17 protein-coding genes and 2 pseudogenes are annotated in these 24,547 nt (G+C 65.4%); 7 read left to right on the forward strand and 12 right to left on the reverse strand.

Annotated elements, in window-relative coordinates; all coding sequences use genetic code 11:
• Positions 1 to 341 precede the first annotated feature (341 nt).
• The 4 genes from ACVWZ7_RS02765 to ACVWZ7_RS02780 all read right to left on the reverse strand — a co-directional run bounded on the left by ACVWZ7_RS02765 (position 342) and on the right by ACVWZ7_RS02780 (position 2,771).
• Positions 342 to 719 (reverse strand): hypothetical protein, encoded by a 378-nt coding sequence (locus tag ACVWZ7_RS02765; protein WP_456506910.1) that lies wholly within the window; start codon positions 717 to 719, stop codon positions 342 to 344.
• Positions 720 to 760: 41 nt separating this feature from the next.
• Positions 761 to 1,030: a hypothetical protein gene (locus ACVWZ7_RS02770; RefSeq protein ID WP_456506911.1), complete on the reverse strand. Its 270-nt coding sequence runs from the start codon at positions 1,028 to 1,030 to the stop codon at positions 761 to 763.
• 255 nt (positions 1,031 to 1,285) lie between these two features.
• Positions 1,286 to 2,194, reverse strand: coding sequence for a tyrosinase family protein (locus ACVWZ7_RS02775; RefSeq protein WP_456506912.1), 909 nt, complete (start codon positions 2,192 to 2,194; stop codon positions 1,286 to 1,288).
• A gap of 157 nt (positions 2,195 to 2,351) precedes the next feature.
• A complete protein-coding gene (locus ACVWZ7_RS02780; RefSeq protein ID WP_456506913.1) occupies positions 2,352 to 2,771 on the reverse strand; it encodes a hypothetical protein in 420 nt (139 codons plus the stop codon).
• A 92-nt stretch (positions 2,772 to 2,863) separates the two neighbouring features.
• Here ACVWZ7_RS02780 and ACVWZ7_RS02785 point away from each other — a divergent pair, with 92 nt between their 5' ends.
• Positions 2,864 to 3,265 carry an aldehyde dehydrogenase family protein gene (locus ACVWZ7_RS02785; RefSeq protein ID WP_456506914.1) on the forward strand — a complete coding sequence of 134 codons (402 nt, stop codon included), beginning with the start codon at positions 2,864 to 2,866 and terminating at the stop codon, positions 3,263 to 3,265.
• A gap of 63 nt (positions 3,266 to 3,328) precedes the next feature.
• Here the strand turns inward: ACVWZ7_RS02785 and ACVWZ7_RS02790 are convergent, their stop codons facing one another.
• From ACVWZ7_RS02790 to ACVWZ7_RS02805, 4 genes are all read right to left on the reverse strand, one after another.
• Positions 3,329 to 3,970 (reverse strand): aldehyde dehydrogenase family protein, encoded by a 642-nt coding sequence (locus tag ACVWZ7_RS02790; protein ID WP_456506915.1) that lies wholly within the window; start codon positions 3,968 to 3,970, stop codon positions 3,329 to 3,331.
• A 171-nt stretch (positions 3,971 to 4,141) separates the two neighbouring features.
• Complete coding sequence (dapA, locus tag ACVWZ7_RS02795) at positions 4,142 to 5,041, reverse strand: 4-hydroxy-tetrahydrodipicolinate synthase (RefSeq protein ID WP_456506916.1); 900 nt, start codon at positions 5,039 to 5,041, stop codon at positions 4,142 to 4,144.
• Between the two features lie 97 nt (positions 5,042 to 5,138).
• Positions 5,139 to 5,258 carry an FAD-dependent oxidoreductase gene (locus tag ACVWZ7_RS02800; RefSeq protein WP_456506917.1) on the reverse strand — a complete coding sequence of 40 codons (120 nt, stop codon included), beginning with the start codon at positions 5,256 to 5,258 and terminating at the stop codon, positions 5,139 to 5,141.
• The gene (locus tag ACVWZ7_RS02805) at positions 5,255 to 5,968 is read right to left on the reverse strand and encodes an FAD-dependent oxidoreductase (protein WP_456506918.1); all 714 of its coding nucleotides are present in this window, start codon (positions 5,966 to 5,968) and stop codon (positions 5,255 to 5,257) included. Before ACVWZ7_RS02805 ends, ACVWZ7_RS02800 begins: the two co-directional genes overlap by 4 nt.
• Between ACVWZ7_RS02805 and ACVWZ7_RS02810 the strand changes: the two genes are divergently transcribed.
• On the forward strand, positions 5,956 to 6,903 hold the full coding sequence (locus ACVWZ7_RS02810) for a GntR family transcriptional regulator (RefSeq protein WP_456506919.1): 948 nt from the start codon (positions 5,956 to 5,958) through the stop codon (positions 6,901 to 6,903). The genes ACVWZ7_RS02805 and ACVWZ7_RS02810 overlap by 13 nt on opposite strands.
• A 2,404-nt stretch (positions 6,904 to 9,307) precedes the next feature.
• Here the strand turns inward: ACVWZ7_RS02810 and ACVWZ7_RS02815 are convergent.
• Genes ACVWZ7_RS02815 through ACVWZ7_RS02830 form a run of 4 tightly spaced genes read right to left on the reverse strand, consistent with a single transcriptional unit; the run spans position 9,308 to position 19,041 of the window.
• A complete protein-coding gene (locus ACVWZ7_RS02815; RefSeq protein WP_456506920.1) occupies positions 9,308 to 9,754 on the reverse strand; it encodes a hypothetical protein in 447 nt (148 codons plus the stop codon).
• A 46-nt stretch (positions 9,755 to 9,800) separates the two neighbouring features.
• Positions 9,801 to 9,941 (reverse strand): hypothetical protein, encoded by a 141-nt coding sequence (locus ACVWZ7_RS02820; protein WP_456506921.1) that lies wholly within the window; start codon positions 9,939 to 9,941, stop codon positions 9,801 to 9,803.
• Positions 9,942 to 9,956: 15 nt separating this feature from the next.
• Entirely contained in the window at positions 9,957 to 15,848 is a 5,892-nt protein-coding gene (locus ACVWZ7_RS02825) for a toxin TcdB middle/N-terminal domain-containing protein (RefSeq protein ID WP_456506922.1), read from the reverse strand.
• 13 nt (positions 15,849 to 15,861) lie between these two features.
• On the reverse strand, positions 15,862 to 19,041 hold the full coding sequence (locus tag ACVWZ7_RS02830) for a Tc toxin subunit A-related protein (RefSeq protein WP_456506923.1): 3,180 nt from the start codon (positions 19,039 to 19,041) through the stop codon (positions 15,862 to 15,864).
• A gap of 848 nt (positions 19,042 to 19,889) precedes the next feature.
• Here ACVWZ7_RS02830 and ACVWZ7_RS02835 point away from each other — a divergent pair.
• The 5 genes and pseudogenes from ACVWZ7_RS02835 to ACVWZ7_RS02855 all read left to right on the forward strand — a co-directional run.
• Positions 19,890 to 20,934, forward strand: a pseudogene (locus tag ACVWZ7_RS02835) (IS256 family transposase); the annotation flags it as partial.
• A 120-nt stretch (positions 20,935 to 21,054) separates the two neighbouring features.
• The gene (locus ACVWZ7_RS02840) at positions 21,055 to 21,672 is read left to right on the forward strand and encodes a hypothetical protein (RefSeq protein ID WP_456506924.1); all 618 of its coding nucleotides are present in this window, start codon (positions 21,055 to 21,057) and stop codon (positions 21,670 to 21,672) included.
• A 302-nt stretch (positions 21,673 to 21,974) separates the two neighbouring features.
• A complete protein-coding gene (locus ACVWZ7_RS02845) occupies positions 21,975 to 22,358 on the forward strand; it encodes a hypothetical protein (protein ID WP_456506925.1) in 384 nt (127 codons plus the stop codon).
• Between the two features lie 115 nt (positions 22,359 to 22,473).
• Positions 22,474 to 22,785 (forward strand): annotated as a pseudogene (locus ACVWZ7_RS02850) (ATP-binding protein); the annotation flags it as partial.
• Positions 22,786 to 23,075: 290 nt separating this feature from the next.
• On the forward strand, positions 23,076 to 24,107 hold the full coding sequence (locus tag ACVWZ7_RS02855) for a DUF4192 domain-containing protein (RefSeq protein ID WP_456506926.1): 1,032 nt from the start codon (positions 23,076 to 23,078) through the stop codon (positions 24,105 to 24,107).
• Positions 24,108 to 24,547 lie beyond the last annotated feature (440 nt).

Below are 24,547 nucleotides of genomic sequence, written 5' to 3' on the forward strand. Positions count from 1 at the left end.
ATTGGTACCCCCCGGGCCAGCGTCACTGCGAGCTGGAACACTCCTAGCCACGAGGATCCGCAATTCGGCAAGGGATGTCAATGCCCCGCCGTATCCTGCGGTGTTGTAAAGCAAAAGGAGTGATCTGAGCGCCTTTAGAACTGGCCCTAGGGTCCGGGCCCAAATGCCCTCATCCTCTTCGTTGGTGGCGAATCAATCAGCACCAGCGTTCCTTTGGGTTTAGAACTCATGCACTGGTCTTGAGTTCTAAACCCAAAGGACCGCTACGGCTCACACTGCGCGGGCTGCCTGCGTTCCGCTGACAGCCCGCGAGGGCGGTGTTCGCCTGGGTATGATCTGGGTCATCCAGTCCTGGCTGCGTTCCAGGCGAACGGCATGCCTTGCCACCACGTAAGGCCGGCCATCCGGCCAGTCTCATGCGTGAAGATGTAGCCCTCGAAGACCTGTGGGGGAACGCCCGGAAAAGAGATCGTAAAGACCGTCTTATGGTCGGATGCCGGGCACTGCTCCCCGGCCCGGCGGTTGAGGTCACGTCCTCCAAACGAGCCGTTGACCGCCAAGGGAACCCCGTCGTTGCCAGTCCATGTTCCGTCGATGGTGAAGCCGTGGTACACGCACAGTCCATCGACCTCGTTGAATGCTTGGTCAGAGGGATTTATCACCAGCGTTCCCTTCCAGCCGTCGTGGTCCATCTTCCAGGTTCCCGCGAGGTTGCCCATGTTTGGCGCCATTTCGTGCCGCCTCTCCCTCTCCAGTTTTCTTAGGACGATGCGTTGGGAGGTAGGGGGCAACCGGCAGCGAGGAGCCTCTGCCTCAAGTTGCGGACCTGGACAGCGAGAGCTTGACATGCATGGTGAGGCGCGTCGTTGTCCTGCCAACAAGCCTGCAGTTCGGCAACGGCGTCGGCGTACTCCTGTTCGAGGATCGTGCAGCTCTGGAGGTTCAGCGACTGCGCTGTCTTGGGCGCTTGCTCTTCCAACGCCCGGACCACAGCCTCTTCGGCCTCGGTTGCCTTGGACCAGTCGACCATCTAAATCCCTTCCTTCTTCCGTCGTGGTTATCTGAGTGTCGCTTGCCAGCGATATGGATCCACCGTGCTGCCACGAGTACGGGACCGCCCGTGGGTGTTAGTCCGAACGCTTCGTCACCAAGGCCGACCCGACGATCCTCGTCCGCCGGGCGCCGAGCGGACCAACAAACCTCTCGAGGAAACGAATATAGAGGCAGCCGGGCGACCCTACAGCCGGAGGCCTTGTCGGCTTCCGGTACGCTATCGACAGGCTGGCTACGGATACGTGTACTTGAAGGTGGCCAGGTCCTCGGTGTCGCTGTCGGTGAAGGCCCACGGATCCATGATCATGTCACCGCCCTGCAGGTTCGGCCGCTGTCCTTGGCCCTGCGGACTTTTCTGCCACTGGAACCACAGACGGTCAATGTTGGCGTGGTGCATCCAGAACAGCGGGTCAGCCGGAGCTCGGTCGAGCCTGCCCATAGTGCCCCTCCGCCCGCCGACCCACACATGGACGAGGTCGTGGATGGACTCAAGCCCGCTAGCGAAGCTCGTGAAGTCGGTAGCGTTCTCAACAGTGGCCAGCGACGCGATGCTCGCATCAACGGCGCCTCCTATGACATCAGTCAGGGTGAAGCCCATCGTGCCGGGGAACCGAGTTACCGTGATCCGCCCGGGGCCGGGCCGAGGGACGTTGACAACCGGCCGCACGTTTACCAGCCATCCCGGCACCGCCTGTTCGGCGGGGCTGCTCCAGTCCCAGTATGGAATGGTGATGTCGGGATGCACGGTCTGCAAGAGCTGTTCGAATTCATACAAGTACACCCGGTGCCAGGAGAGGAAGCGCTGCTGGCCAGGGTCCGTTGCTGGATCAGCTCCGCCCATGGCGTGCATCCGATGACCCATGTCCGAGTGCACTGCAACGAGCCGGCCAAAAGCACTGATTCCGGTCTGATCAGGCAGGTTGAGCGTGTCGACAGCGTCGATGAAGCGCTGCTGGTCTGCGCTGCTGAGGGATGCCTGATCGACGCGCTGTGGCGTCGCTGCAGGGACGACGCTCCTCAACATGACTCCGGTGCGAGCAGCAAGGAGTTCGATGAAGGTAACCGGCGTCGGCATGTTCATCGGAGTGCGGCCGTGGTCCTCGGGCTGCGTCGCCGCTGGCGGTATGGTTGTCGAGTTCATGGAAGAAGATCCCCTCTCTTGCACGTCGGTTGTCCCGGGCGTCGCCTGTTGCAAGCACACCGGAGTGGTTGCACGCATGAGCTGCCAAGAGTGTGAGCCATGGGCTGATATCTCACCCTGACCCGAGTTGTCCACGCACCGGCGCTGCTGAAGCGTGCTAAAAATCTGCGTAGCTCGCCGTTCCGGAAAACCGAGTTACTTCGTAAGAGTCGAGCTGCCCCAAGGCCGGAGTAGTGATTGTCAGACGGTGCGTACCTGTGATTCCCAACGTCGTGATGTGAGCATTCTGGCCGGGAATCAAATTCACCCGCGGGACAAGCAGGGTGAAAGACGTGTAACCCAAATCAGTGGACGTTTCGCGCGAAACGCTAGCGAGCTGACCGTTCTCGGCCGGAACGAGACGGATTTCCTCGCCTTTGAACGTCTTGGCGAGGTGCGTGTCATGGTAGCTAAGTGATGGTTGACCATCGAGTCCGGTGCTAAAGAAAGTGACTTGTATCCCTTTGCCAGAAAGTGTATAGATGTTTGCTTCGCGCACTTGCGTCTGATTTGGTAGCGCGGTTTCCTCTTGCGTCAACTCGGATCGCCTCCGCTGGTCGTACCCTATGGGGCCCTGAACGTTCAGCCTTGATTATCTGAACATGAACGTTATCGCGACGTTACTGCTCCGTGTGTCTGGGGAACTACGACGATGGCTGTGATCAGGCATGGCCACTGGTCGGCCACTCTGACACGGCCAAGGTTGCCTTCAGGGGTTCAGAGCTTGCGGGACAGAAGATCTACGAGAGCGCTGCCAGAGACTTCAAGCACGTGTCATTGGTGCTGGACGGTAAATCCCCGAATATCGTGTTCGAAGATGCTGATCTGGAGGCGGCGGCAGTGGGCGTGATCGCCGGCATTCTCGCCGCTACAGGACAGACATGCATCGCGGGTTCGTGTTTGCTCGTACATCGATCGATCCATGACCAATTGGTTGAGAAGAAAGTGGCGATCGCCCGGGAAGCGCGTATCGGAGACGTTCACCCGGTTTTGGTCAGGGAACAAAAACGACGGCGCCCACGTGGAGCATAAGAACTGGCATATCGTCGGCCAGGCCATGGGTAACCACCGCTACGAAACTACGGCGAGCTGGATCTACTGAACCGGATTTGCGAGCTTGAGGGTGGTCAGTGTCGTTTGTTCGGAGGGTTTCAGGACCAGGGTGTTTTCTGCGCCAAGGACGGGCGCGATTTTCCACGCGGCCATGAGCAGCGGGTAGTTCCATGGTGTGATGACCCCGACCACGCCGACTGGCTCGCGGAAGATCACGGACGTGTGCCCGGTTGCGTAGTCTCCTGCAGCCAGGGAGGTCAGGGAACGGGTAGCCCCTGCGGTGAACCGGAAGGTGTAGATGGTGCTGGAGATATCGTCTTCGGCGACGGCCGCGGGTTTGCCGGTGTTGGCCGATTCCAGTTCTTCAAGGAGTCCGCGGTTCGCTTCGATGATGTTGGCGATGCGGTGCAGGGCATCGGAGCGTTCCCTGGGGGTTGTGTGTGCCCAGGCGTCCTTGGCGTCCACTGCGGCGGCCACGGCGGCGTCTGCGTCTTCCACGCTGCCGGCGGCCACGGTGGTCGGCGGATTGCCGGTCGCCGGGTCTTCCAGCTGGGTGGTGGCGTCGGTGTTTGAGGGAATGAACCGGCCGCGGATGAATTGGCCTTTGGGCGGCAGTATCGAGGGATCGATGCGGTGGCTCTGGGCTCTGCGGACGGCGAAGCCTTCTGCTGCTGAGATTGTCACTTGTTTACCAACTTCCTTGATGTCAGTCACTGATGTCCGTCAAGGGACGGGCTGTCGGCGGGAGGGTGAGGCGGCCGCCTCCGCGGTGTCGTGCGGGGCGACCGGCCCACCCGTGGCAAGTGCCCGGTCGGGCCCTGTGCCACGTGCCGTCCAGGTGAAGTCCCCCGGGTCCTAGCCCTGCCTGGACTTCTGCGGAAGGGCGGTGGCAAGCGTGGCGATCCGTGCCGCGTCGGCCGGGTCGAGGTCGCACAGGGGCTTGCGGGTGCCGCCGGTGGGGACTCCGAGGGCGTCGAGTGCTGCTTTGACCCCCTGGGCGTAGGGCGTTGCCAGGATGGCGTTCAGGAGCGGGTAGACAACTTCCCATTCCTGGCGTGCCCGGTCCAGATCCCCGTCGGAGAAGGCCCGGTAGATGGAGACGAGTTCGGCGGGGATGGCGTTGGCCATGCCGAGCATGACACCGGCGGCTCCTTCGGACAGTGCCGAGAACATCAGGGTGTCCCAGCCGACGATCGTGGAGATGACGTCGCTGTACTGCCGGATCAGCTGGCCGGCCTGGGCGATGTCGCCGCTGGTGTCCTTGATGTACTGGATGTTGCTGACCTCGGTGGCCAGCTTGCCGACCACGTCCGGTGTCAGGTTGACCCCGGTTGCGACGGGCAGGTTGTAGATCATGATCGGGATGTCAACGGATCCTGCGACATCGCGAAGGTATTCGACGGTCTCCTCGAGGGTGAGGGGTTCGTAGTAGGGTGCGACGACCATCGCGATCGATGCTCCAACTGACTGGGCGTGTAGGGTCAGTTCGATGGCCTCTGCGGTGCTCATCGCACCGGTGTGGGCCACGACCGGGACGCGGCCTGCGGCCTGGTCGACGACGGTTTCGACGACGAACCGGCGCTCGGCGTTGCTCAGGGAGAAGAATTCACCGGTGGATCCGCAGGCCACGACGCCGTCGACTCCTCCGTCGATGCTGCGGTCAACGATCTTCCGCAGGGCGGCTTCGTCGATCTGTCCGTCGGGGCCGAAGGGTGTGACGAGGGCCGTGAGTACGCCGGTCAGCTTCTTTGACATGTTGTGTGTTTCCTTAGTTCTTTCGTCGAGGGGTTTGGTTGTGCTGGGCACCGAGCCGGTGCGTCCTGTTGTGACGTTCCGGTGCCGGTGGCCTGGGTCAGGCGGGGGTGACGACTTTGGCTCGGATCAGGTCGGCGACCCGGCGTGCTTCCGTGTAGGCGCCGTGGGTTCCGGCGGTGGCGGAGGTGTGGTCACCGGCGAAGTGAAGCCGGTTCACGGATTCCTGCAGCGCGTCCAGGGCGGCGAGGCGTTCGGGTGTGAGGATCGCGAAGCAGTGCTTCCAGGTCTGAAGGTGGGCCCCAGCACCCTGCCGCGGAGTTCAGGTGCCACGGCAAGGAAGTCTTCAAGCCAGGCCTGCGTGCCGGCGTCGCCTTCGACCAGGTCGGGGCGGTAGCCGGAGGAGTTTCCGTAGCAGACGAACTGCACGATCTTGCGGCCCTCGGCATCGACCCGGCCGGCTCCCGGCTGAGGGTTGATGATGACATCGAACGCCCGGTCTGCGGTGATAACGAAGGCCCAGTCGTCGATGCCGTCGATTCCGGTGGCATCCACGGTGACTCCGAACGTTGTCGACCCGGGGGTCTTGACGACCTCAAGCGCTGCCCGCTTCCACTGCGGCAGGTCCGGTGCCAGGGCCAGCGCGACCGGGGCCGGGACGGCCAGTACGACCTCGCGGGCTTCGACGGGTTCGCTGCCGTCAACGCTCAGTTTGAAGTATCCGTTGCCCTCGCTGTCCTGCTTGCGGGTGATGCCGGTGACCGGGGTGTTCAGCCGCAGCACGCCAGGGGCGAGCCGTTCGGCGAGGGTGCGGGGAATGGACTGCATTCCATCGAGTGCGTAGAACCGGTTCTCCGTCTCGTGGGCGAAGTAGCGGAGGGCGTACTGGGCCGCTGCCCACTGATGATCTGCTGATCGTGGCTTCGGCACCCATCCAGGCCCCCGCGGCCTTCGCCGGCCACGTCATCACCTGCGACGACCCCGGCGCCTGGCAGGACCTTCACAAGGTCCTCGCGCCCGCGCAATCACAGGACAGCATGCCCAGCCTCCGCGACCTCGGCAACAGGTTACGACGCTGGCACAACATCAGCCATGCCGTCTTCCGATGGATCGACCGCGAAGGCCAGGGCATCGCCCCTCCCCCATGCGTCGGACGCAATCTCGCCGCATCTGCCGGAAGGCGCTGGACGTATCAGCCGGTGCTCGAAGACACCGTACTGGAAACGATCCGCTCGGATATGGCCGCAGGCAAGTTCACCGCCGGCGACAGCATCACCGAACGCTACCTGTCCGAGCGGCTGCACACGACCCGGGCACAGATCCGCTCCTCATTGCGTCAATTGGCCCTCGACGGGCTGGTCACCGTAGACACGGGAAACGGCGCCACCGTCCCCATTCCGACCGCCTTCGACGTCATGGAACTCTACCTGGCCCGCAAGGCACTCGGCGCAATCATCATCTCTGCCGCAGCAGGGTGGACCGAAGAAGGCCGTGCCTCTGTTTTGTCGGTGCTTGAAGGTATCGAGCGCTGTTCACAGTCCGAACTCGAAGCGAGCCACCGCCTCGGACAGAAGTTTCAGTCGGCCATCGTTCGTTCAACACGCTTCTGGCGTATCCACGTCACGATGGAAAGCCTCTCGCAACAGGTGCTCATGTATGCGTCGGTGCTGGGCGGCCGCTACGCCTACCCCGTTGCAGATATCCAAGAACGGAACCGACGCCTCTTCGATGCCATCGACGCTGGCGACCGAGAAATGGCGATGAGCGTCTGGCGGGACAAAATGGACGAAGCCGCAAAATATATGGACTGCCGGATGAATACGTCACCGATAGAACCACAGCCCGAGCCGCGGTTCGGCCCATAGCCCTACAGAGCATGCGCGCCGGCTACAGCCCCCTAGAACACGCGTCGGCCCGCCGCCCCCAATCCGGCGCAGCCACGCAGTTGCCCACCAAATCAGTCCTTTGGCAGAGCAATTTGGCTCCGGCTCCTGCTGGACGACCAAAAGCCCACACCAAGAAGATTTCGGCCACGACTCGGAGCTCGTCATGTCGTACCCGTAGTTCCGGACCATGAGATGGTGTTAGTCATCCACGGCCAACTGACAGAACTGGAACGAGGAGCCGCACCCCAACGCAGAGCAGGCGGAGGGTCCATCAGCCGGGGCCCTGCCCCCTCCCCCACCCCACACACCCGAATAGACCACCGCGGCGGCCAGGCCACAGCCCGCGAACCAGCCGTCAGAGGACCTGACCAGATGCTTTGTCAGCACCTTAAAGCAAGAACCCACTCTGACGAGGGGGTTTGCGTGCCCAAGGTGGGACTCGAACCGGACTCCAGCCCCTGCAAAACCGCCGCTCCCCCGAAAACCTCCGCAGTCCGGCCCAGTACGATGCCGGTACGACCCGATCCGAAGCCCAAGGGTGCACAATGTACACACCCCAAATTAGCCGACTCAGAGCATTGCACCACCCACGCCGGGGTGAAGCTGTTCTGCATTCTGCTCCAGGAGCCTTCCGGAACGAAATTCCGGTCAGCCGCAGCATCAAGCTCTTTCTGCCGCGGCGGACAGAAGGTCCGTTATCTGTTAACTGTTTTACAGTATTAGATGCGAATCTCGCATCTAAGGTGTCTCGCGATCAGGTACACAGGCCGCGGCTATCGCAACGTCGGCAACTACAAATCGATTATCCTCATGACCAGTGCCGTTCGGACGGCGGCCTGATACTCACTCGGTAATCAATTGCCCAACAAACCTTGAAGCCGCATGCCAAGGCTCCAAGCTCCCGCTGGTTATGCGGAAAACCAGACGTATCCATGAAACAGCCCAGACGAGAATCTGGGCATGATTCCTCGGGAAGAACGCGATGATCCTATTGGGCAGCCAATATCGCACGAGATCTATTCGCAGAAGACGCGAGTAGCTTTTTACTGCTGGTAACTAGGCATATTCGATTCTGAACTACTCAGGACACTGGCCGATGCTTCAGCGGGTCAGCCGAATTCGCCGCGTAAGCTTGTCGCGTATTGCCACCGTGCCTGGATCGTCACCGCCAATGACCCGGAACTAGCCATCGATGAGGTTCCATAAGTAAACCATTACTTCGGCGGTGGCATTGACTTCTGCTCTCCAGGAACTGCCGGCGGGGCGGCGGCAAGTTCTCGACGGACACACCAGAATTTGAGCATTTCCTGTGTCTCTTTGAGCAGATGCGCCGCGGCACCCCCAGCAAGGGTTAACGCCGCACCTTGTCCTCGGACGCCGCCGAACGTCCAAAGCCACCACGCGACGGCCAAGACGACTGCCGTAGTCAGAAGGATGAATCCCGGGCCGCCGTACTTTTGGAACTGCGACAAGGGAGGTTCAGCAGTGATATTCGGGTCGGTCATATTTTTACCTCAACTGGCATTAGTGGGCGCCGGTCTTCGCTCCTGGGGCTCTATTTGGATCGACGCGCGACGCAGTTGGAGCCGGGCCATCCTCGTGCTGGGTCTGAATTGCCGTCTGAGACCTTGATGTCGGACTTGGCGCCGCCATTTTCATCATCCCTTTCCCTGCGCAATTCGCCACCAGAATGCGAGCACTGGTTCCGACAGTTTCGGTATATCTCCGGGGAATTCCAATGTCAGGGAGCGACTGGTCGACTCTAATCAAAAATAGTTTCCACGGATAGTCGTCCATGTCGTCACGTTCCATGGAGAATTCGTATATTCCCACGCCATCGGACGTATCCGGCGGCGCCAGGGAATGGCTGGCGGCTTGGTTTACCACCGATGGCCGGAAGGCCACTGACGACAACGCCTAGTAATCCCCAAATTGAATCCATATTCAAGGCATAGCGGACTGGCGTTACAGCTTCGTTACGAACCCGAGAGATGGCACGCAGTAGCGGCCAGGCAGAGCTCCGCTATCGCCGGCCAGTAAACAACTGTGACCTGAGGCGTAGCGCTGACGGGTCAGTTGCCCAGGGGAGCCACCCGCCGCGGTCCTTAGTGCCCCGACAAAGGCCAGCCTGATCAAGTCTCCTGCAATCAAGCATTCAACCGCGAGCACGGAAGCAGTCGGCAGCTGCGTTGGCACCTCATCGCTCAACCAGGCGCCGAGTTATTCAATGCAAGGCGGGCCCACGCTGAGTCACGTCCGTCTCGGGAGAACTTGAGCAAATCTTGAACAAACGTAGGATTGATTCCTGAATTATGTCCAGCAGGATCAAAGCAGCCGGGGACCGCCGGTTCTCTGGTGCCTTGCATGGCCGATACGCCCACAGCTAGCGTAAGCACGAACGCCCAGACCCGGTGCCCCCTGCCCGTGTCCGGGTCGCGCCAGTGCCCGAGCATGCCGTATTCGACCTCGCCCCCTCTCCCGGCGCGGACGGTGGCTTGAGCACCGTCCGGGTCCGCCCCGCCCGCCCGGCATCGGGCAGGGTCGCGGCCAGCCACCGGTAGAACGAGCGCTGCGAGGCCCTGACCCCGTGCTCGTCGACCAGGCGCTGGTGGACCACGGCCCCGGCAACCCCGGCCTCCAGCTGTTCCCTCACCCGCTCGATCCGGGCGTCAAACTCCGGCCAGGTGGTCTGCCGCAGCCTGCCGTCCACGGCCGTCGGGAACCAGCCCGCGATCAGGTCCCGCCACTCCTCGGCAGCAAGCCCAAGCCCGGGAACAAGGCCCTCGGCCTCGGCCGGGGCCAAGTACTTCTGCACGGTCCGTCGGTCCATGCCCAACGACACCGCGAGCCCGCTCTTCGAGCGGCCAGCGTCCCAGTTAGTTGCGCCACGTATGGCAGTGCTCGCCGATGCCCTGCGCCTTCTCGACGCTCACCGGGAAGCCGTCCGGAACGACACCGTCCCGCAGGCGCTTGGCGGTGTCGTGCGCCGCCTCCAGATGGACATACCAACCGGGCATCTCTTCCCCTCTTGATCAGAATTTGGACTTGATGAAGTTGAACGGGCCGAGGTCGACCTTGTGCGTGCGCACGTACTCCTTCAGGTCGTCGAAGAAGCCCGCGCCGCCCGCGGCGTTGAGATCGACGAGCGCGACCTGGACGGGGTACAGGGCCGCGTAGGGCGCGAAGGCGCCTGCGATGCGCGGAGCCGTCGCGGCTACGAAGCGCCCGCCGACCTCGGGGGCGAGCTTGCCGACCACGCCGCCCGCCGTGTTGATCTCGGCAGGGGGTCCCGTGAGCCCGCCCGCGGGTGCGCCGCCACCGGGCAGCCCCCCGGCCGTGCCGCCCTGCTGCGGTGTCTGGAACTGCTGCTGGAGATCCTGCTGGAAGCTCGTCTTGGGTGCGACCATCCCGCTCACCGCGCCGACCGCGGCGCCGATGACGAGCCCGATGACGGCCCCCACGAGCACCTTCTCCATGATGTCGCCGATGCCCTTGTTCTTTCCGCCCGCGAATCCCGCCGCGAAGCCCATCGCCGCGCCGTTGATGGCCCCGGCGACGCTACCGGTGACGGCACCGCACAGGACCGTGCCGCTCGTGAGTCCGAGACCGCCAGCGACCACGACGCCCGCGAACGCGGCACCGAAGGCCGCCCAGCCGCCCACCGCTCCGCCCACGACTATTCCGAGGAAGATGTCGCCCGCGTCTCCCCCGGCGCGGGCCGTGGCGATGCCGCCAATGACCCCGCCCGCCGCGATGCCGATCATCGTCGCGGCGAACACGGCCCCCCACGTGACGCTGAGGCCGCCGACGGTCAGGGCGGCGGCGCCCGGCGCCGCGACGCCGAACGTGAAGACGGTCACGATCACGGCGACCGCGATGATCGCGATCGTCGCGACGACTGCGGCGAAGATCTTCCAGAAGTTGCGGCCCGACGGATCGACGAACGACGTGGGGTTGTCGCGGCAGTAGGCGTAGAGGTTCCAGGCGAGCGGATCGTCGACGTCGGCGATCATGGAGTCGGGCGAGATGAACCGGCCGAGCGCGGGCGCATACCACCGCGCCCCGAGCAGCACGAGCCCTGGCCCGTCGTCCGCGGCCTCGCCCGTCGCGAACCCCTGCGCGAGTGCGACGCCGTTATGGGCGATCACCGCGCCGTATGGTCCGTAGGAGACGGATGCCGCGACCGCGCCGGCCGCGTCGGTCGCGAGCACGACGGATCCGAGGTGGTCGGTGTGCAGCCAGACGCGCGCCCCTGCCTCCTCCGTCGCCACGATGCGATCGCCGTCGCTCAGCTGCAGCACGACGACTCCGTCCTCGATGCGGAGGAGCCGATCAGGGCTGAGCACGACGTTCGTGCCGCCTCCGGTGACGCGTCGGCGCGCGGCGAGCATGCCAGAGTGGTCGTATATGTAGTCCTCGGTCACCCCGTCGGTGCGGGAGATGCGCCGCAGCCGCCCTTCGGCATCGACTGTGTGCTCACCCCAGGGCGCGGTCGCAAGGTGGCCGCGATCGTCGTAGGTGTAGGCATCCGGTCCCACCGACGTGAGCAGGGTCGCAGCGGCGCCCGCCCCGCCGTAGCCGTACGCGCCTCCCCCGGCGCTGCCGTCGGACTGCAGGTTGCCTGCGACGTCGTACGTGTACGCGTAGGTGTGCGCGGCACCGGTCGCGCCGACGAGCCGGTGCAGTGAGTCGTACGTGTACGTCCACGCGAGCGCCGCATCGGGCGAGGCGATCCAAGCCAGATCCCCCGTCGGGTCGTGCTGATACGTCACTTCGCGCAGCGTCCCGCCGGGGCCCGTGACCGTGGTGCTGGCCAGCCAGCCCGTGAGGGCATCGAAGGCGTCGTCGGTCGTGACGCCATTCGCATAGACCGTGCGGATGCGGTGGCCCGCGTCATTGTAATCGGTGGACGTGATGACCCCGTCGACGCTCGTGAGCCGGCCCGCGATGTCGTAGTGGTAGCCCACGGCCGCGCGGCCTGGATATCCGATCGAGGTCACGACGTCGTCCGAGCGATAGGCGAACTGCAGCGTCAGCGGCGATCCGCCTGCGGGAGTCACCGTCTTGCGGGTGACGTTGCCTCGCAGGTCGTAGTCGAAGACGGTCGAGCCGCTCTCGTCGTCGACCCGCACGAGCCGGCCGCCGTCAGTGTGCGCGCCCGCGTCGGCGGGCGCCGGGGCGCCGTTGTCCTGATAGAGGTACGTCACGACCGGCGCGCTGCCGGGGGTGCCGTGCCGCACTGCGGTGGGTCGTCCGCCGATGTCGAACGCGCGGAACACGCGGTGCGACGCGCTGCGTGCCTCGACCGGGTTGTTCGCGGCGTCGAGCACGACGACCTGGGCCGACTCGGGTCGCCGGATGCGGAGAGTGCGTCCCAGCAGATCCCGGGTGAATTCGGTGCGGTTGCCGGCGGGGTCGACCTCGGCCGATACGGCACCCTTCGCATCGATCTCGAACGTCGACGTGAGCCAGTCCGCGCCCAGCAGCTGCTCGATGCGCACGACGTGTCCCGCGGCGTCGAGGTAGCGCCGCGTTCGGGAGCCCACGGCATCCGTCTCTTCGATCACTCCCTGCCCATAGGCGACCGTTGCAACAGCTCCGTCAGGGCGCACGGTGCGCACCGCCCGTCCGAGCGCGTCATACTGCATCGACGTGTGAGGCAGAGCGGATGCCGGAGCCGCCCAGGCTCCTGACACGCGGCGCGGGAGGTAGGCGCGCACCGGCAGCCCGCGCGCGCCGAACGCGGTCGCGGCGTAGGCGACCTCGCCTGCCGTGTCGCTGCGGCGTCGCTCGACGATGCGTCCGTCGCCGTCGAGGTACTGCCGTTCCACCGTCGGCGCCGACCCCGGCTGCGTCGCGCGATGCGCCGTCACGACGAGGGGGACGAATGCCGCGCTGTAGTCGAACGCGACCGTCGGCGTCGCCTCCGAGTCGCCGTCCTCGATGGTGGCGACCGTGCGGGCGAGCGCGTCGTAGACGGCGGCGCTTCGGGCGCCCGACGGATGCTGGACGCGCGTGGGGCGATAGGTGCGGAGGTCGAAGTCCGCGGTCACGACGTTGCCCAGCGCGTCGACGCTGCGCACGGGGTAGCACGCGGTGGGATCGAACTCGATCGTCGCGACGCCGCCGAGGGGCCCCGTGACCGTGCCGCGCACGATGCCGCCGGCATCTGTCCTCTCGTAGGCGCCCAGTCTCACCCACCAGCCGTCGTCGCCCGGCACCTGCTGGTAGCCGAGCGAGGCGAAGTCGGGCGTCTCGCCCCCGTAAACGTCTGCGACGTCCGCGGCGGTCAGCGCGAGCGCCATCCGCTCGGTGACGAGCGCCTGCGCTCCGACCTGCCCGGCCGGGAGCCCGTCGTACCGGACGCGCAGGTCGGAGAGCACCGCTCCCCCGCCGTCGTGCTGCACGATTCGCACGACCCGCTGGCGGTACCGGCCCGTCGGGTCGACGGCGTACTCGGTATGGGTGCGAAGCTCGCCTGTCTGCACGGCGCCGTCGAATGAGCGCTCGCGAGCCTCGGCGACATTGCCCTCGGCGTCGAACGCGAGCTGCTCCGTGACGATCCTCGAGACCGCGTCCACCGCACCCTCGAACACACTCTTCGTCGAGCCGGCCAGCCGCGGCACGACGGTGCCGTCCGGACCGTCGAGCACGGTCCAGGTCTGCTCGAAGCGGTCGTAGAGCGTTCCCGTCGGGGTCGGATCGAGGCCGCGTCGATCGATGCGGTGGATGCGTCCGCGGATCGCGCGGGCGCGCAGGCGGTCGGCGCGGGTCGCGGGCTCGGCGCCGGCGTCGGTGAGCCCGACGTGGAAGGTGTGCTCGGTGACGAGGGTCGCGACATCCGCGTCGCCGTGTTCGATCATCGTGACGCGGCCGAACCCGCAGACTTCACGCATCACGCCGTCGTAACGTCCGTCGTGATATGCGTAGTCGGTCTGCCCGACGGGCCCGCTGACGGCATCCGTCACGGTCGTCGTCGCGACGACGGGAAGAACGATCGGCAGTCGCATCGGCCACGGCGCCGCTGCGGCGCGGTCGCGCTCGGCCTCGTGCGCCGACGTGGTCCACGTGATCTTGGTGCGGCGTCCGAGGCCGTTGTCGATCGTCGCGAGCAGCCCCGGGTGGCCGCCGCCGAGCGGCTCGAGCGCGAACCAGCGGGATCGGCCGGACGGCAGGGTCGCAGTCCAAGCGATGGCCGGCGCGCCGGACCCGAGGACGTCGGCGACGCGAACGCGCGACAGTCCGTCGATCGGCAGATGCGCGATCGTCCGGGGCGCGCCGAAGCCGTCGCCCGACCGGTTCGGCCACCACGTGAGCACGCCCGCCGCCAGATGCAGTACTTCGGCGCAGCCGTCGCCGTCGAGATCCACGACGAGCACGTCGCTCGGAGCCGTGTCGAAGGGCAGAACCGGAGCATCCGTCATCGTGACCGCCGGCCCGAAGGCTCCGTAGCCGAGGTAGGGCCAGTACCGCACGCCGGCGCCGTCGACGCGGACGAGGTCGGGAGTGCCGTCGCCGGTCATGTCGGCACAGAAGACGCGCGGGTCGGCGAGGTCGGTGGGCGGACCGTCGGGCGTCGCGGGCACGACGGCGGGCACATTGCTCCAGCCGTCCTCAGTGCGGGACGCGATCAGCAGTGCGGTTCCCGTGCTCCACAGAAGGTCAGGCAGGCCGTCGCCGTCGAGATCGCCGAGACGGACGAATGTCGCGCCCAGCGCGACCGCGGGCGCGGTCTTCCACGACCGCGGCACGTCGAACCCGTCCTCCGTCCGCGGCTGGTAGCCCGCGAGCGGGAGATCGGCGCGCACGACGTCGGCCATGCCATCGCCGTCGACGTCGACGAGGGCGGCTCGGGCATCAGGGGCCGAGAGCGCAGGCACGGTTCCGACCCTGCGAGGACGGCCCCACGAACCGGCCCGGTTGGGCCACACGCGTGCCGTCCCGCCCGTGCCGAACTCAATGATGTCCGGCAGGCCATCGCCAGTCCAGTCCACGAGCTCGACACGGCCGCCGCCGTCGAGCGCGGGGGGCGCCGCGCCCGCATCGATCGCGGGCACGGCCCGCAGCCGAGGCGTTCCCGGCACCGTGTAGCCGAACGACAGGGTCGGGGCATCCAGGTGCCGTCCGTCAGCGGCGAATCCCGTCATGGTCACCGAGGCGAGCTGCGACGCGCCGTTCGGCTCGGCCTGGCTGTACTCGAGCGTCCACCGCCGTACGAGCGGATGCGCGTCGGCAGGCATTCGCAGCTCAATCGCCACGCATCGATCGGCGGTCTCGAGCACGAAGCCGCCTCGTCCCCAGCGCAGCCGGTCCGGCCTCGGCTCATACGCCCACATGACCGTGAAGGGACCGAATGCGATGGTGTCGAGGTAGCGCTGCGCGCCGTCCGCACGCCACGTGAACACGCTCGTCTGGCCCAGATTGTCTTCGATCCGCTCGAGGAGCCACGCCCACGGCACATCGCCCGCGCCTGGGATCCGCCCCTGCGGGGTCGTACCGAGCGTGAAGCGCACGCCGGCGCGGTCCATGGCGACAAATCCGTCGCCCTGGGCCGATAGGGTCCAGTCGCCGGTCGCCACCTGGGGAGTGAGGGTGCCGTCCGCACGGCGCACGAGCGGCCCCGAGCCCTCAAGTACGAGCGTGTCGGTGTCGTCGTAGCGGGGTCTGCCGACCATCGTGGAGCGCACGATGCGAGGCAGCGACAGCGACCAACCGACGCCGAACGGGCCGTTTCCGCTGCCCGAGTCGTACCGCAAAGAGAGCTTCGGCCCGCAGTCGTTCGGACCGTTCGGAACCTCGATGGGCACCGAGAGGGTTCCCGTCCCCGTGGACAGGTCGGGTGCGAACGTCTCGCCGAGACCCGCCGCCGAACCGCCTCCCGGCAGCGACGGCGCCTGGCTCGCGAAGCCGATTCCAACGCTCATGGCGCGCTCCCCGTCACGCCCGCGGCGTAAACGAGTAGCCGAGGATCAGTGCCATGTTGTCGATGTCGTCGAGTGCGAGGGCACCCGCGTGCACCCGCCCCGGGTTGTCGGCTGCGTCGACCGCGATCCGGTAGTCGCCGAACGCACTCTGCCCCGTGACGGCGGCCTGCAGTGCGGTCGCGTCGACCGAGCCGTCGGCAGCGGTCGTCACCTTGACGGGCGCGGCGCCAGGCACCGTCAGCGTCAGCACGAGACCGGACGCGCCGGCGGCAGGTGTCGCGCTTGCGACTAGGCTCAGACCTGTCAGCACGGGGAGGGTCTCGGTGGCCGAGAAGTCCGTGCGGTTTAGCGCGAAATCAAGCACCCCCGTGTCGTAGAAGGCGAAGAACGCGTCGGCGAACACCCACCGCAGCGGGAAGGGCCGCGTGCGATCGTTCGCGCCAGGACGGTTCGCGAGCTGCTGGATCACCGTCGCTTTGAGGTCGGGGTCGAATCGAGCCGTGTAGGTGAAGGTCAGCCGCACGTCGATGAGGCTCGCGAACTGGAGTTCGTTGGCGTCCCTCGGGAACTCGAGGGTCCACGAGGATGCGATGCCCGCCCCTTCGAACACCCGCAGCCGGCGCGGATCCGGGTGGTCGAGCAGAGCATCCCTTCTCGGATCAAAGTCCGAGATCACCATGGTCTCGCTCGTCTGCACGCGATGCTTCGTAGCCCCTCCGGCGCCGGCAGGAACCCGGTAGTGCGAGATCCCCGCATTCGAGAGGGTGCCGCTCAGTCCCCGTGCCGGCACGATGCCGTCGACGGCGACCTCCACGGCCTCGATCCGACCCGCATACGCTCCCGGATACTTCAGGTCGAAATCGTCCAGGCCCGTCTGGAACTCCATCCGGCCAGTGCGCCTCAGCTGCGTCTCGAACAGGAATGGATACCGCTCCGCGAGCGAGATCGTCTGCGCGATCGGTTGCGTCTTCGGCGCCGTCGAGGTGACGAGGTCGTACGTGAAGGACTGGATGTCGGCCATGAGGGCATCGCTCGCCAGCAACCCGTGCACTTCGCTCGCCGTGTAATCGGCACGGATGACGGTCATGGCGACGTCGTTCTCGAAGTTGTAGGCGCGCTGCATGCGCTTGGCGACGTCGAGAGCCATCGTGAGGTAGCGGCCCGAGATCTGGCTCATGCGATCGCCGAGCGCGTTCCACACGTCGGGCGTGAACCGCTGATCGTCGAACGCCGCGAGCAGTTGCTGCGCGTTGGAGACGCGCACCGCGGCGGCGTTCGCCTGCGCCTGTGCCGCGACGGCCCGCGCCTGCGAGGCTGCGACCTCCTTGCCAGCCTGCACGGCTGCGGCGTCGAGTTCCGCGGCCTGCCGGTTGAGGGTGTCGATCTCGTAGTGGCGCTGCTGCCGTGCGGAAGTCAGCCCCTCGGCCGCCGCGAGCGTGCCCCGGTCGCCCTCAATCGAGTAGCCGCCCTGCATCATGCGGTCGGCGAGGGCGTTCAGCTGGCTCGCGTCGCCGTCCTCGCCCCCCGACAGCTGCTGCGACAGGGCCTGGTGCATCGTCCAGTCCCAGGACTTCGCGGTGTACTCGTTCGCGTTGTCACGAGCATCCTGCGCGCGCAGATTCGCGACCAATTGGCCCGCCTGATAGGCCGCGACCTCGGCGTTGGCGGCAGCGACGGCCCGTTGGGCCGCCTGCAACTCGGCGGCGGACTGGCTGATGTTCTGGGTGAGCTGCGTCCGCGTGAGGTCGCCCGAGTCAGCCTTCTCCCAGAAGGTCATGGAATCGCGCTCGGCACCGATCGCGAGCTGGCAGAAGTTCACCGCGACGGACTGCAGATAGTCGAACGTCCAAATCGGCACCTGCTGCGCCCAGTGACCCCAGAAGTCCAGGCCCCCCGAGATCTTCGCCAAGCGGGACTGGATGTCGAACAGCACCGCCGTGATCGCAGGAGATGCCGTGATCGCCGCCGGGTCGGCGAGATGCGAGATCGCCTGCCGCGCTTGGTCGGCCGCCGGAGTGAGCGGCGCGAGCGTGTAGAGCGCAGCGTTCGGGGCCATGCCGTCCACCGTCAGCACCTTCTCGTAGACGGGCAGAGCGGATGCCGGGTCATCGGCACGGAACAGCGAGTCGCCCCAGGCAAGGTAGAGGTTCGCGAGGCGGGCCCAGACATATGGGGCCTCGACGGCCGCGTTCAGGTAGGTGTAGGCCGCGGCCCTGAGGTACCAGATCTCGGCCGCCGCCCACTGCCCGAGCGCGTGGTAGTCCTCGGCAAGGCCGAGGGTCGTCTCGTAGTACCAGGCATGAGCAAGGCCCGCCGCGACATCCGCGACTTTCTTCGGCTCGAGCAGCACGTCCGGAAGGAACTTGAGCCCGACGCGAGAAGCGTACAGGACGTCAACTAGCTTCGCCGTGTCGGGAGCGGAGCCTTCCGCCCACGCAATCAACTGCGGCGCGTCGCCGACCAGGAACGAATAGGAGCGCTGCTGCACAGTCAGCACAGGAGGGATGCCGACCGCGACGGGGTCGATGGCCACACGACCCGCGGCGTCGAAGAGTCCCGCATCGAGGATCCGGCTTCGCACGGCGTCCAGCGCGTCTGGCCCCACGCCGCCCGCCACGGCGGCGTCGGCACCCCTCGCTGCGGCCTTCGGAGTCTCGGCCTTGGTGATGCCGGCGATCAGCGTGGGCGCCTCGGCGGTCGCACGGTTGAGAAAGAACGCCGACGACTCCACACTGCCGTTCGCGGCCAGCGTCTGCGACAGCCGGTAGTCGGCCACCGCGGCGGCCTCGGCCGGCCCGGTCGCTGCGCTGAGCAGGCCGTACACCGGAGCATCGACGGCCACGGTCTTGCGAGGCCGCACGCCGTCGAGCCCCTGCTCGACGGGCAGGACGTTGAGCCACTCCATCGCGTAGGAGAAGAGGGGCTCGGAGATGTCGAGGTGATCGACGATCTGGTCCATGTACTCCGTGAGCGGGAATAGCTGGCCCCAGATCAGCTGCCGCGCCTGTGTATAGCCAGCAATGGAGGCCGTGAATCGTCGCGCGTGGTTGTCGTCGGCCGCGGTCACGAGCAGCTGCTCGATCGACGCGAGAGTAGCCGCATTCTGGCTCCCTCCAGCTCCGGCGACAGCGGCGAGGACCGCCTGCGAACGGCGGAATGTGTAGGCGAGATCGAGTGTGTAGGCGATGGACATGACTGCCTCCCTTGACGCGTGACCCATCCACACAGAGAGCAGTCCACGCTGCGTGATACTTCGACGGATGAAACCACCGCAGTAGTTACGGCCGACGATATGCCGACCCGCTCCTACAGTCCTCCTCCAGTCACCGCAATAACAGCATGAAGGGCGTTACCTCGTCGTTACTGCTCCGTTATCGGCGCTGCAAATGGTGAGAATCAGGAGGTGCGTCCTCGCCTCGGGTGCCCTGGCGGTTCTTGAGAGTGGTCATGACCCCTTCGAGGTCGGTGACGATGGACGCGTCTTATCACAAGCTGACAGATCGAGCGAGTGCACAGCTTCATCCGATCAATCGTTTGGTCACCAGAGCGGCCTCGCGGGCGAGATGCGTGGCAGCCGATCCGACAAGGGCAAGCGCCGCCCCCTGGTCGCGGTCGTCGCTGCTGATCCAGAGAAGGACTGCAACGATCAGAAGTAGGGCAGTTTCGGGCCACGAGAACCTGAAGGCAGGGCCGGCGCAACGCCACCCATCTGCGGTGGTTGAGGAGTTCCTCGGCATGCTGCGGGAGGTCGGCAGCGTCACTCTGGCCGCAAGGCAGCTCGGTCTGAACCCGTCCACGTGCGCCAACTGGGCCAAGGCCGCCGGCCTAGCTTCCATCGGTGTCCGAGGCCCATCGGCGAAGCATCTTCACTACCTATGCCTGCGCCAGGAAGGAGTTCACCGCAGGGACGCCGCCCTCGCGGTGGGAGCCAGCAAGCCAAGCTCCTACGCATGGGACCGGCAACGTGCCGCCAAGGACACGGCGGCCGTGTCCGGTTATTCGGCGGATCTGCCGTACAACCGGGAAGTGAGAACCACTTGGGACCGTGACGGGTCCTTCACCCCGCATCTGGTGCCCAAGGGCGCGCGCCGGACCGGTGGCCTGGATGACATGATCATCAGCCTTTACGCCGGCGGGATGACGGTCCGGGACATCGCCCATCATCTGGAATCCACGCTCGGGACCGAGCTGTCCCAGGAGACCATCTCGAAGATCACCGACGAGGTCCTCGAGGAGGTGTTGGAATGGCAGAAGCGCCCGCTGGATCCGCTCTATCCTATCCTCTATTTGGACGCGATCGTGATCAAGGTCCGTGACGGGTACCAGGTCCAGAACCGTGCCGCGCACATCGACGTGGGCGTGGACATGGACGGCATCAAACACGTCCTGGGCATCTGGGTGGAGGCCACCGAGGGCGCGAAATTCTGGGCCGGGGTCTGTGCGGAACTGGCCAACCGCGGCGTCCGGGATGTGCTCATCGTGTGCTGCGACGGGCTCACCGGCTTCCCCGAGGCCATCGCCGCGACTTGGCCAGCCGCGATGGTCCAGACCTGCGTGGTGCACCTGATCCGTGCCTCGATGCGGTTCATCGGCTACCAGGACCGTAAGAAGGTCGCCGCGGCCCTGCGGCCCGTTTACACCGCCCCGACGGTCGACGCCGCGCAGGACGCCCTCGATGATTTCGAGGCCTCCGAGCTGGGCCGGAAATATCCGGCAACGGTGCGGACCTGGCGCAACGGCTGGGAGAAGTTCATCCCGTTCCTGGCCTTCCCGCCACCGGTGCGGCGGATCATCTACACGACCAACGCCATCGAGTCGCTGAACTACCAGCTGCGCAAGGTCACCAAGAACCGAGGACATTTCCCCAACGATGCGGCCGCCGTGAAACTGCTCTGGCTCGCCATCTGCAACATCGAAGACAAACGCGCCAGGGAACGGGCCAAACTGGACCGCAAGACCCGCGAGAACCCGTTCCAAGACCGTCGACGAACTCATCGAGGGCACCGCCACGCAGGGCTGGAGCGAAGCCCTCGGAATCCTCGTCCTGAGCTACCCCGACCGGCTCGGACCCTACCTGAACCGATGACACCCTGCCTCACTTACACAAACAACTTGACAGGCTCAACCCCGCCCGGCACGAACCAGCCCTCGCTGCGGCACTGACCAACCGGATCGCGGCCCTCCACGATGCGGGGGCCGCACCAGTGTGCTGCGGGCGACCGAGGAGCCCGTCACGATCTACCGGCGCCTGGCCAAAGACAACCCCGCCCGGCACGAACCCGACCTCGCCATCGCCCTGGCCAACCGGTCCGCGGCCCTCCACGTTGCGGGGGGCCGCACCACCGAGGCGCTGCAGGCGAACGAGAAGGCCGTCAAGATCTTCCGGCGCCTGGCCAAAGACGACCCCGCCCGGCACGAACCCGACCTCGCCATCGCCCTGGCCAACCGGTCCGCGGCCCTCCAGCAGGCAGTGGGGCGCACCGCCGAGGCACTGCACGCGATCGAGGGGGCCGTCACGATCTACCGGCGCCTGGCCAAAGACAACCCCGCCCGGCACGAACCCGACCTCGCCAAGGCACTGGCCCACCAGGCCTTCGCCCTCCTTGCTGCTGAATCGGAGGCGGAGGCCATCTCACGACTGAAAGAATCGGTGAACATCTACGAGCGTCTGGCCCACCAAGACCCTACACGCTGGCGTAAACCATTCGAAGTGAAACTCAGCGAGCTCAGGCGCGTCTTGGAACGGACCGGACTCGCGGACGAAGCACTCACCGAGCACCTGCGCAAAGCTTCCTCCACTGAACCGAAACAAAACCCATCCTGAGACAGAAAAGGGGGCCTCTTCCCGAGCCTTCCCAAGCCAACGCATGAAACTGATAGAAATTGTTGACCCCCAAATTTGGAGGGATCGCGGCCCTCAAGACCCGTGTGCATGGATTGGACACAGGTCAGGAGTTCTATCGGCCATCACCGACACCGCGCCATTCCTTTCCGTGGTTGGGCCAAACGTAAGGATTCGAGGACGTCATGCCGAGGCAGCACATACCGAGCTCAACATGAATCCCGGGTTCAAGGGGGCGCACGCTTCCCGAGGCGTTCGCCACCGACGAGTACACGATCATGCTGATGGCCAACAAATTCCAGACCGGCTTCGACCAGCCGCTGCCTGTGGCGATGTACGTGGACAAGAAACTCTCCGGAGTCTCCGCCGAGCAGACGCTGTCCCGGCTAAACCGCACCGCCGTGGGCAGGGACCAGACCTTCGTGCTGGACTTCGTCAACGATCCGGACGAGATCCTTGCCTCCTTCCAACCCTACTTCCGCGAGGCCGCCCTCGAAGGCCTCTCGGATCCGAACGTGGTGCACGATCCCCAGGCCAAGCTCGACACCGCCCAGATCTACCTCGAGTCCGAGGTGGTACCGACTGACGCTAACTGCCAGAACGGGTCGAGGCAGCCTGCCTGCTTGCGTTGGCAGGGCGCGTGCGGTCCCCTCGGTATGCGCACCTGAAGCCGATCCTGGCCACAGAGCAGGACAAAGCAGCCGGTCTCAGGCCACCACTGGATGAACCGGCTGAACACGGCGGCTACGCGCGCGGCGCCGAATACTACGTAGGTGGTGCCAAGTGAGCGGAATCGACACCGAAACCAAGCGCAAGCTCCGTGAGATGGGTGCTGCCCCGATGCTGGAAGCGCTCGAAGCCCAGGACGAGACGCTCATGCTCGGCATGGCCTTCGAGGAACGGCTCCGACTGATCGTCGACGAGGCCCACTCCGGATTTAACCACGCCAAGGTCGAGGGACTGATCCGGCGGGCCGGGCTACGCTACCCGGGCGCGGATCTGCGCCGACTCGACCTCGTGGACGAGCGTGGTCTGGACCGGAACCTGATCGCACAGCTTGGCACCCGTCCCGCGGCCCAGCGCCACAACAGGGTCTGCGCCGACTAATGCGTCCGTAGGTCATGCCGCGGCACCACAAACCACCGATGAATGAGCAGATGCATCGTCGCTGTTTGTCATTCTGATCCCCATCATCGCTGCGCCGCTCACGACCCAAAAGTTCGTTCGGCGCTCCGCCGTCGCTTGTTTCCTCGCGAAGTTTTGGTTCGTTCCCGGTCCCCCAAGTTGCACTCCGGCCCCCCTACCCAGCGGTGGCTCCCCTATCAGAACGACGCCGAATTCTGACGAGCACACAATCTGCCCGCCAGTCGCAGAAGGAGAAGAACATGGAAAAGCTCACCATCCAAACCCCCGCCGATGTTCTCAGCTTCATCGGCCACACCCTAGGATTTTGGCCCAGCGAAAGTCTCGTCTGCATCACCCTGGCCGATAATCATGTCGGCGCCACGCTCCGCGTTGACCTGCCGAAACCTGGCAACGAAATCAGCTACGCTCAGACGGTCGCTGGATATCTGGCTTACGACACCAACGCCATGAGTGTGCTCTTCGCCGTTTACACCTCACAAGCAGAGCAGGCCAGCCCGGGGAAGCCGCACGCGGCAACCATCGCCGCGTTGACAGGCGCACTCGCCGAACGCGGAATGTCCATCCGTGATGGACTCTTGGTCGGAGATGAGACAGTCTCACCGTACGACGGCGGTCCCGAGAACGGTCCGTCGCTCCCGCTGACTGCAACACAGTCCAGCCAGATCAACGCTGAATTCGTCTACCGCGGCAGCACCATCGAACCCACAAACCGCATCATCCTGCCAGCTTCGACCAAAGAAACCGAAACCACTGACGCTGTTCAGAACCGTGTGAAGGAACTTCGCGGCATGGATCTGGGCGATTCGCTCGAGCAAGCCAGGGCGCGCTGGACAGACATGCTGGACTCAGCCACCTACCCGGACCGGGACAAGACCGTCAGCCTGATCGCGGATCTCCAAATCCCCACCATCCGAGACAGACTGATGGCCGACATCCCAGGAATTGACGAACGCATGGACCGGATCCTGCTCGCCCAAACACATAGCAAGCCACAGTGGTCCAGAGTCGAATGGGCACAGCAGCTGCTGCTGCATGCTTACACACTCAGCAGCACCAAACACGCAGCACCCATACTCACCGCTGTCGCCTACATCAATTGGTGGGAAGGCAGAGGAAGCAAAGCACACCAGTTCCTGCAGCTCGCCCTCGAGGCAGACCCCAGCTACAGGTTGGCCAGGCTCAGCGACCTCATGATCGGTTCCGGGACGGTAGCCGGATGGAATATGGACAAGGACACGGCGTACCGATACCCAGGACCGGGCGCAGCTTGAACGACATCTGGTCCACAGCTTGGTGATTCAGCGCGATCCGCGCGCAATGCCCGGCTCTGCCACAATGTGGCCGAGCCGGACATTGCTTTGTTCGAACATCTTCCTGGCCACCTCATCGAGCTTCCCTTCGGTTAAGTTGTGCCGGCCCTGCTTTCTTAACTCCCACCAGACTCGCCATAGCCCGTTGTCACACCCCAGGCCCCCGACCAGAGCCCAGCGCTATGAACTTCGCCGAGGCCAATGGGGCCGCAATTACTGACGCCCGCCTCGACTCTCATTCACCGTCCAACCCACTTCCTCCCACTTCCTCACACCTCTGGCATCCAAGGTCGCGGCCGTGGGAAGCCGCCCACGTCGGGTCATGTCGCCGCGGCTCTCACCGCTGATGAACGGGTGTGACTAACAAGGATTGTGAAGAGTGCAGCGGCGCCTTCGAGCCG

The sequence above is a fragment of the Arthrobacter sp. TE12232 genome (assembly GCF_054062615.1).

Excerpts from the sequence above, each read along its gene's own strand:
- ACVWZ7_RS02845 (WP_456506925.1), top strand. The coding sequence starts at position 21,975 with ATGGCCAACAAATTCCAGACCGGCTTCGACCAGCCGCTGCCTGTGGCG.
- ACVWZ7_RS02855 (WP_456506926.1), top strand. The coding sequence starts at position 23,076 with ATGGAAAAGCTCACCATCCAAACCCCCGCCGATGTTCTCAGCTTCATC.
- ACVWZ7_RS02830 (WP_456506923.1), bottom strand. The coding sequence starts at position 19,041 with ATGTCCATCGCCTACACACTCGATCTCGCCTACACATTCCGCCGTTCG.
- ACVWZ7_RS02770 (WP_456506911.1), bottom strand. The coding sequence starts at position 1,030 with ATGGTCGACTGGTCCAAGGCAACCGAGGCCGAAGAGGCTGTGGTCCGG.
- ACVWZ7_RS02825 (WP_456506922.1), bottom strand. The coding sequence starts at position 15,848 with ATGAGCGTTGGAATCGGCTTCGCGAGCCAGGCGCCGTCGCTGCCGGGA.
- ACVWZ7_RS02815 (WP_456506920.1), bottom strand. The coding sequence starts at position 9,754 with ATGGACCGACGGACCGTGCAGAAGTACTTGGCCCCGGCCGAGGCCGAG.
- ACVWZ7_RS02765 (WP_456506910.1), bottom strand. The coding sequence starts at position 719 with ATGGGCAACCTCGCGGGAACCTGGAAGATGGACCACGACGGCTGGAAG.
- dapA (WP_456506916.1), bottom strand. The coding sequence starts at position 5,041 with ATGTCAAAGAAGCTGACCGGCGTACTCACGGCCCTCGTCACACCCTTC.
- ACVWZ7_RS02775 (WP_456506912.1), bottom strand. The coding sequence starts at position 2,194 with ATGAACTCGACAACCATACCGCCAGCGGCGACGCAGCCCGAGGACCAC.
- ACVWZ7_RS02820 (WP_456506921.1), bottom strand. The coding sequence starts at position 9,941 with ATGCCCGGTTGGTATGTCCATCTGGAGGCGGCGCACGACACCGCCAAG.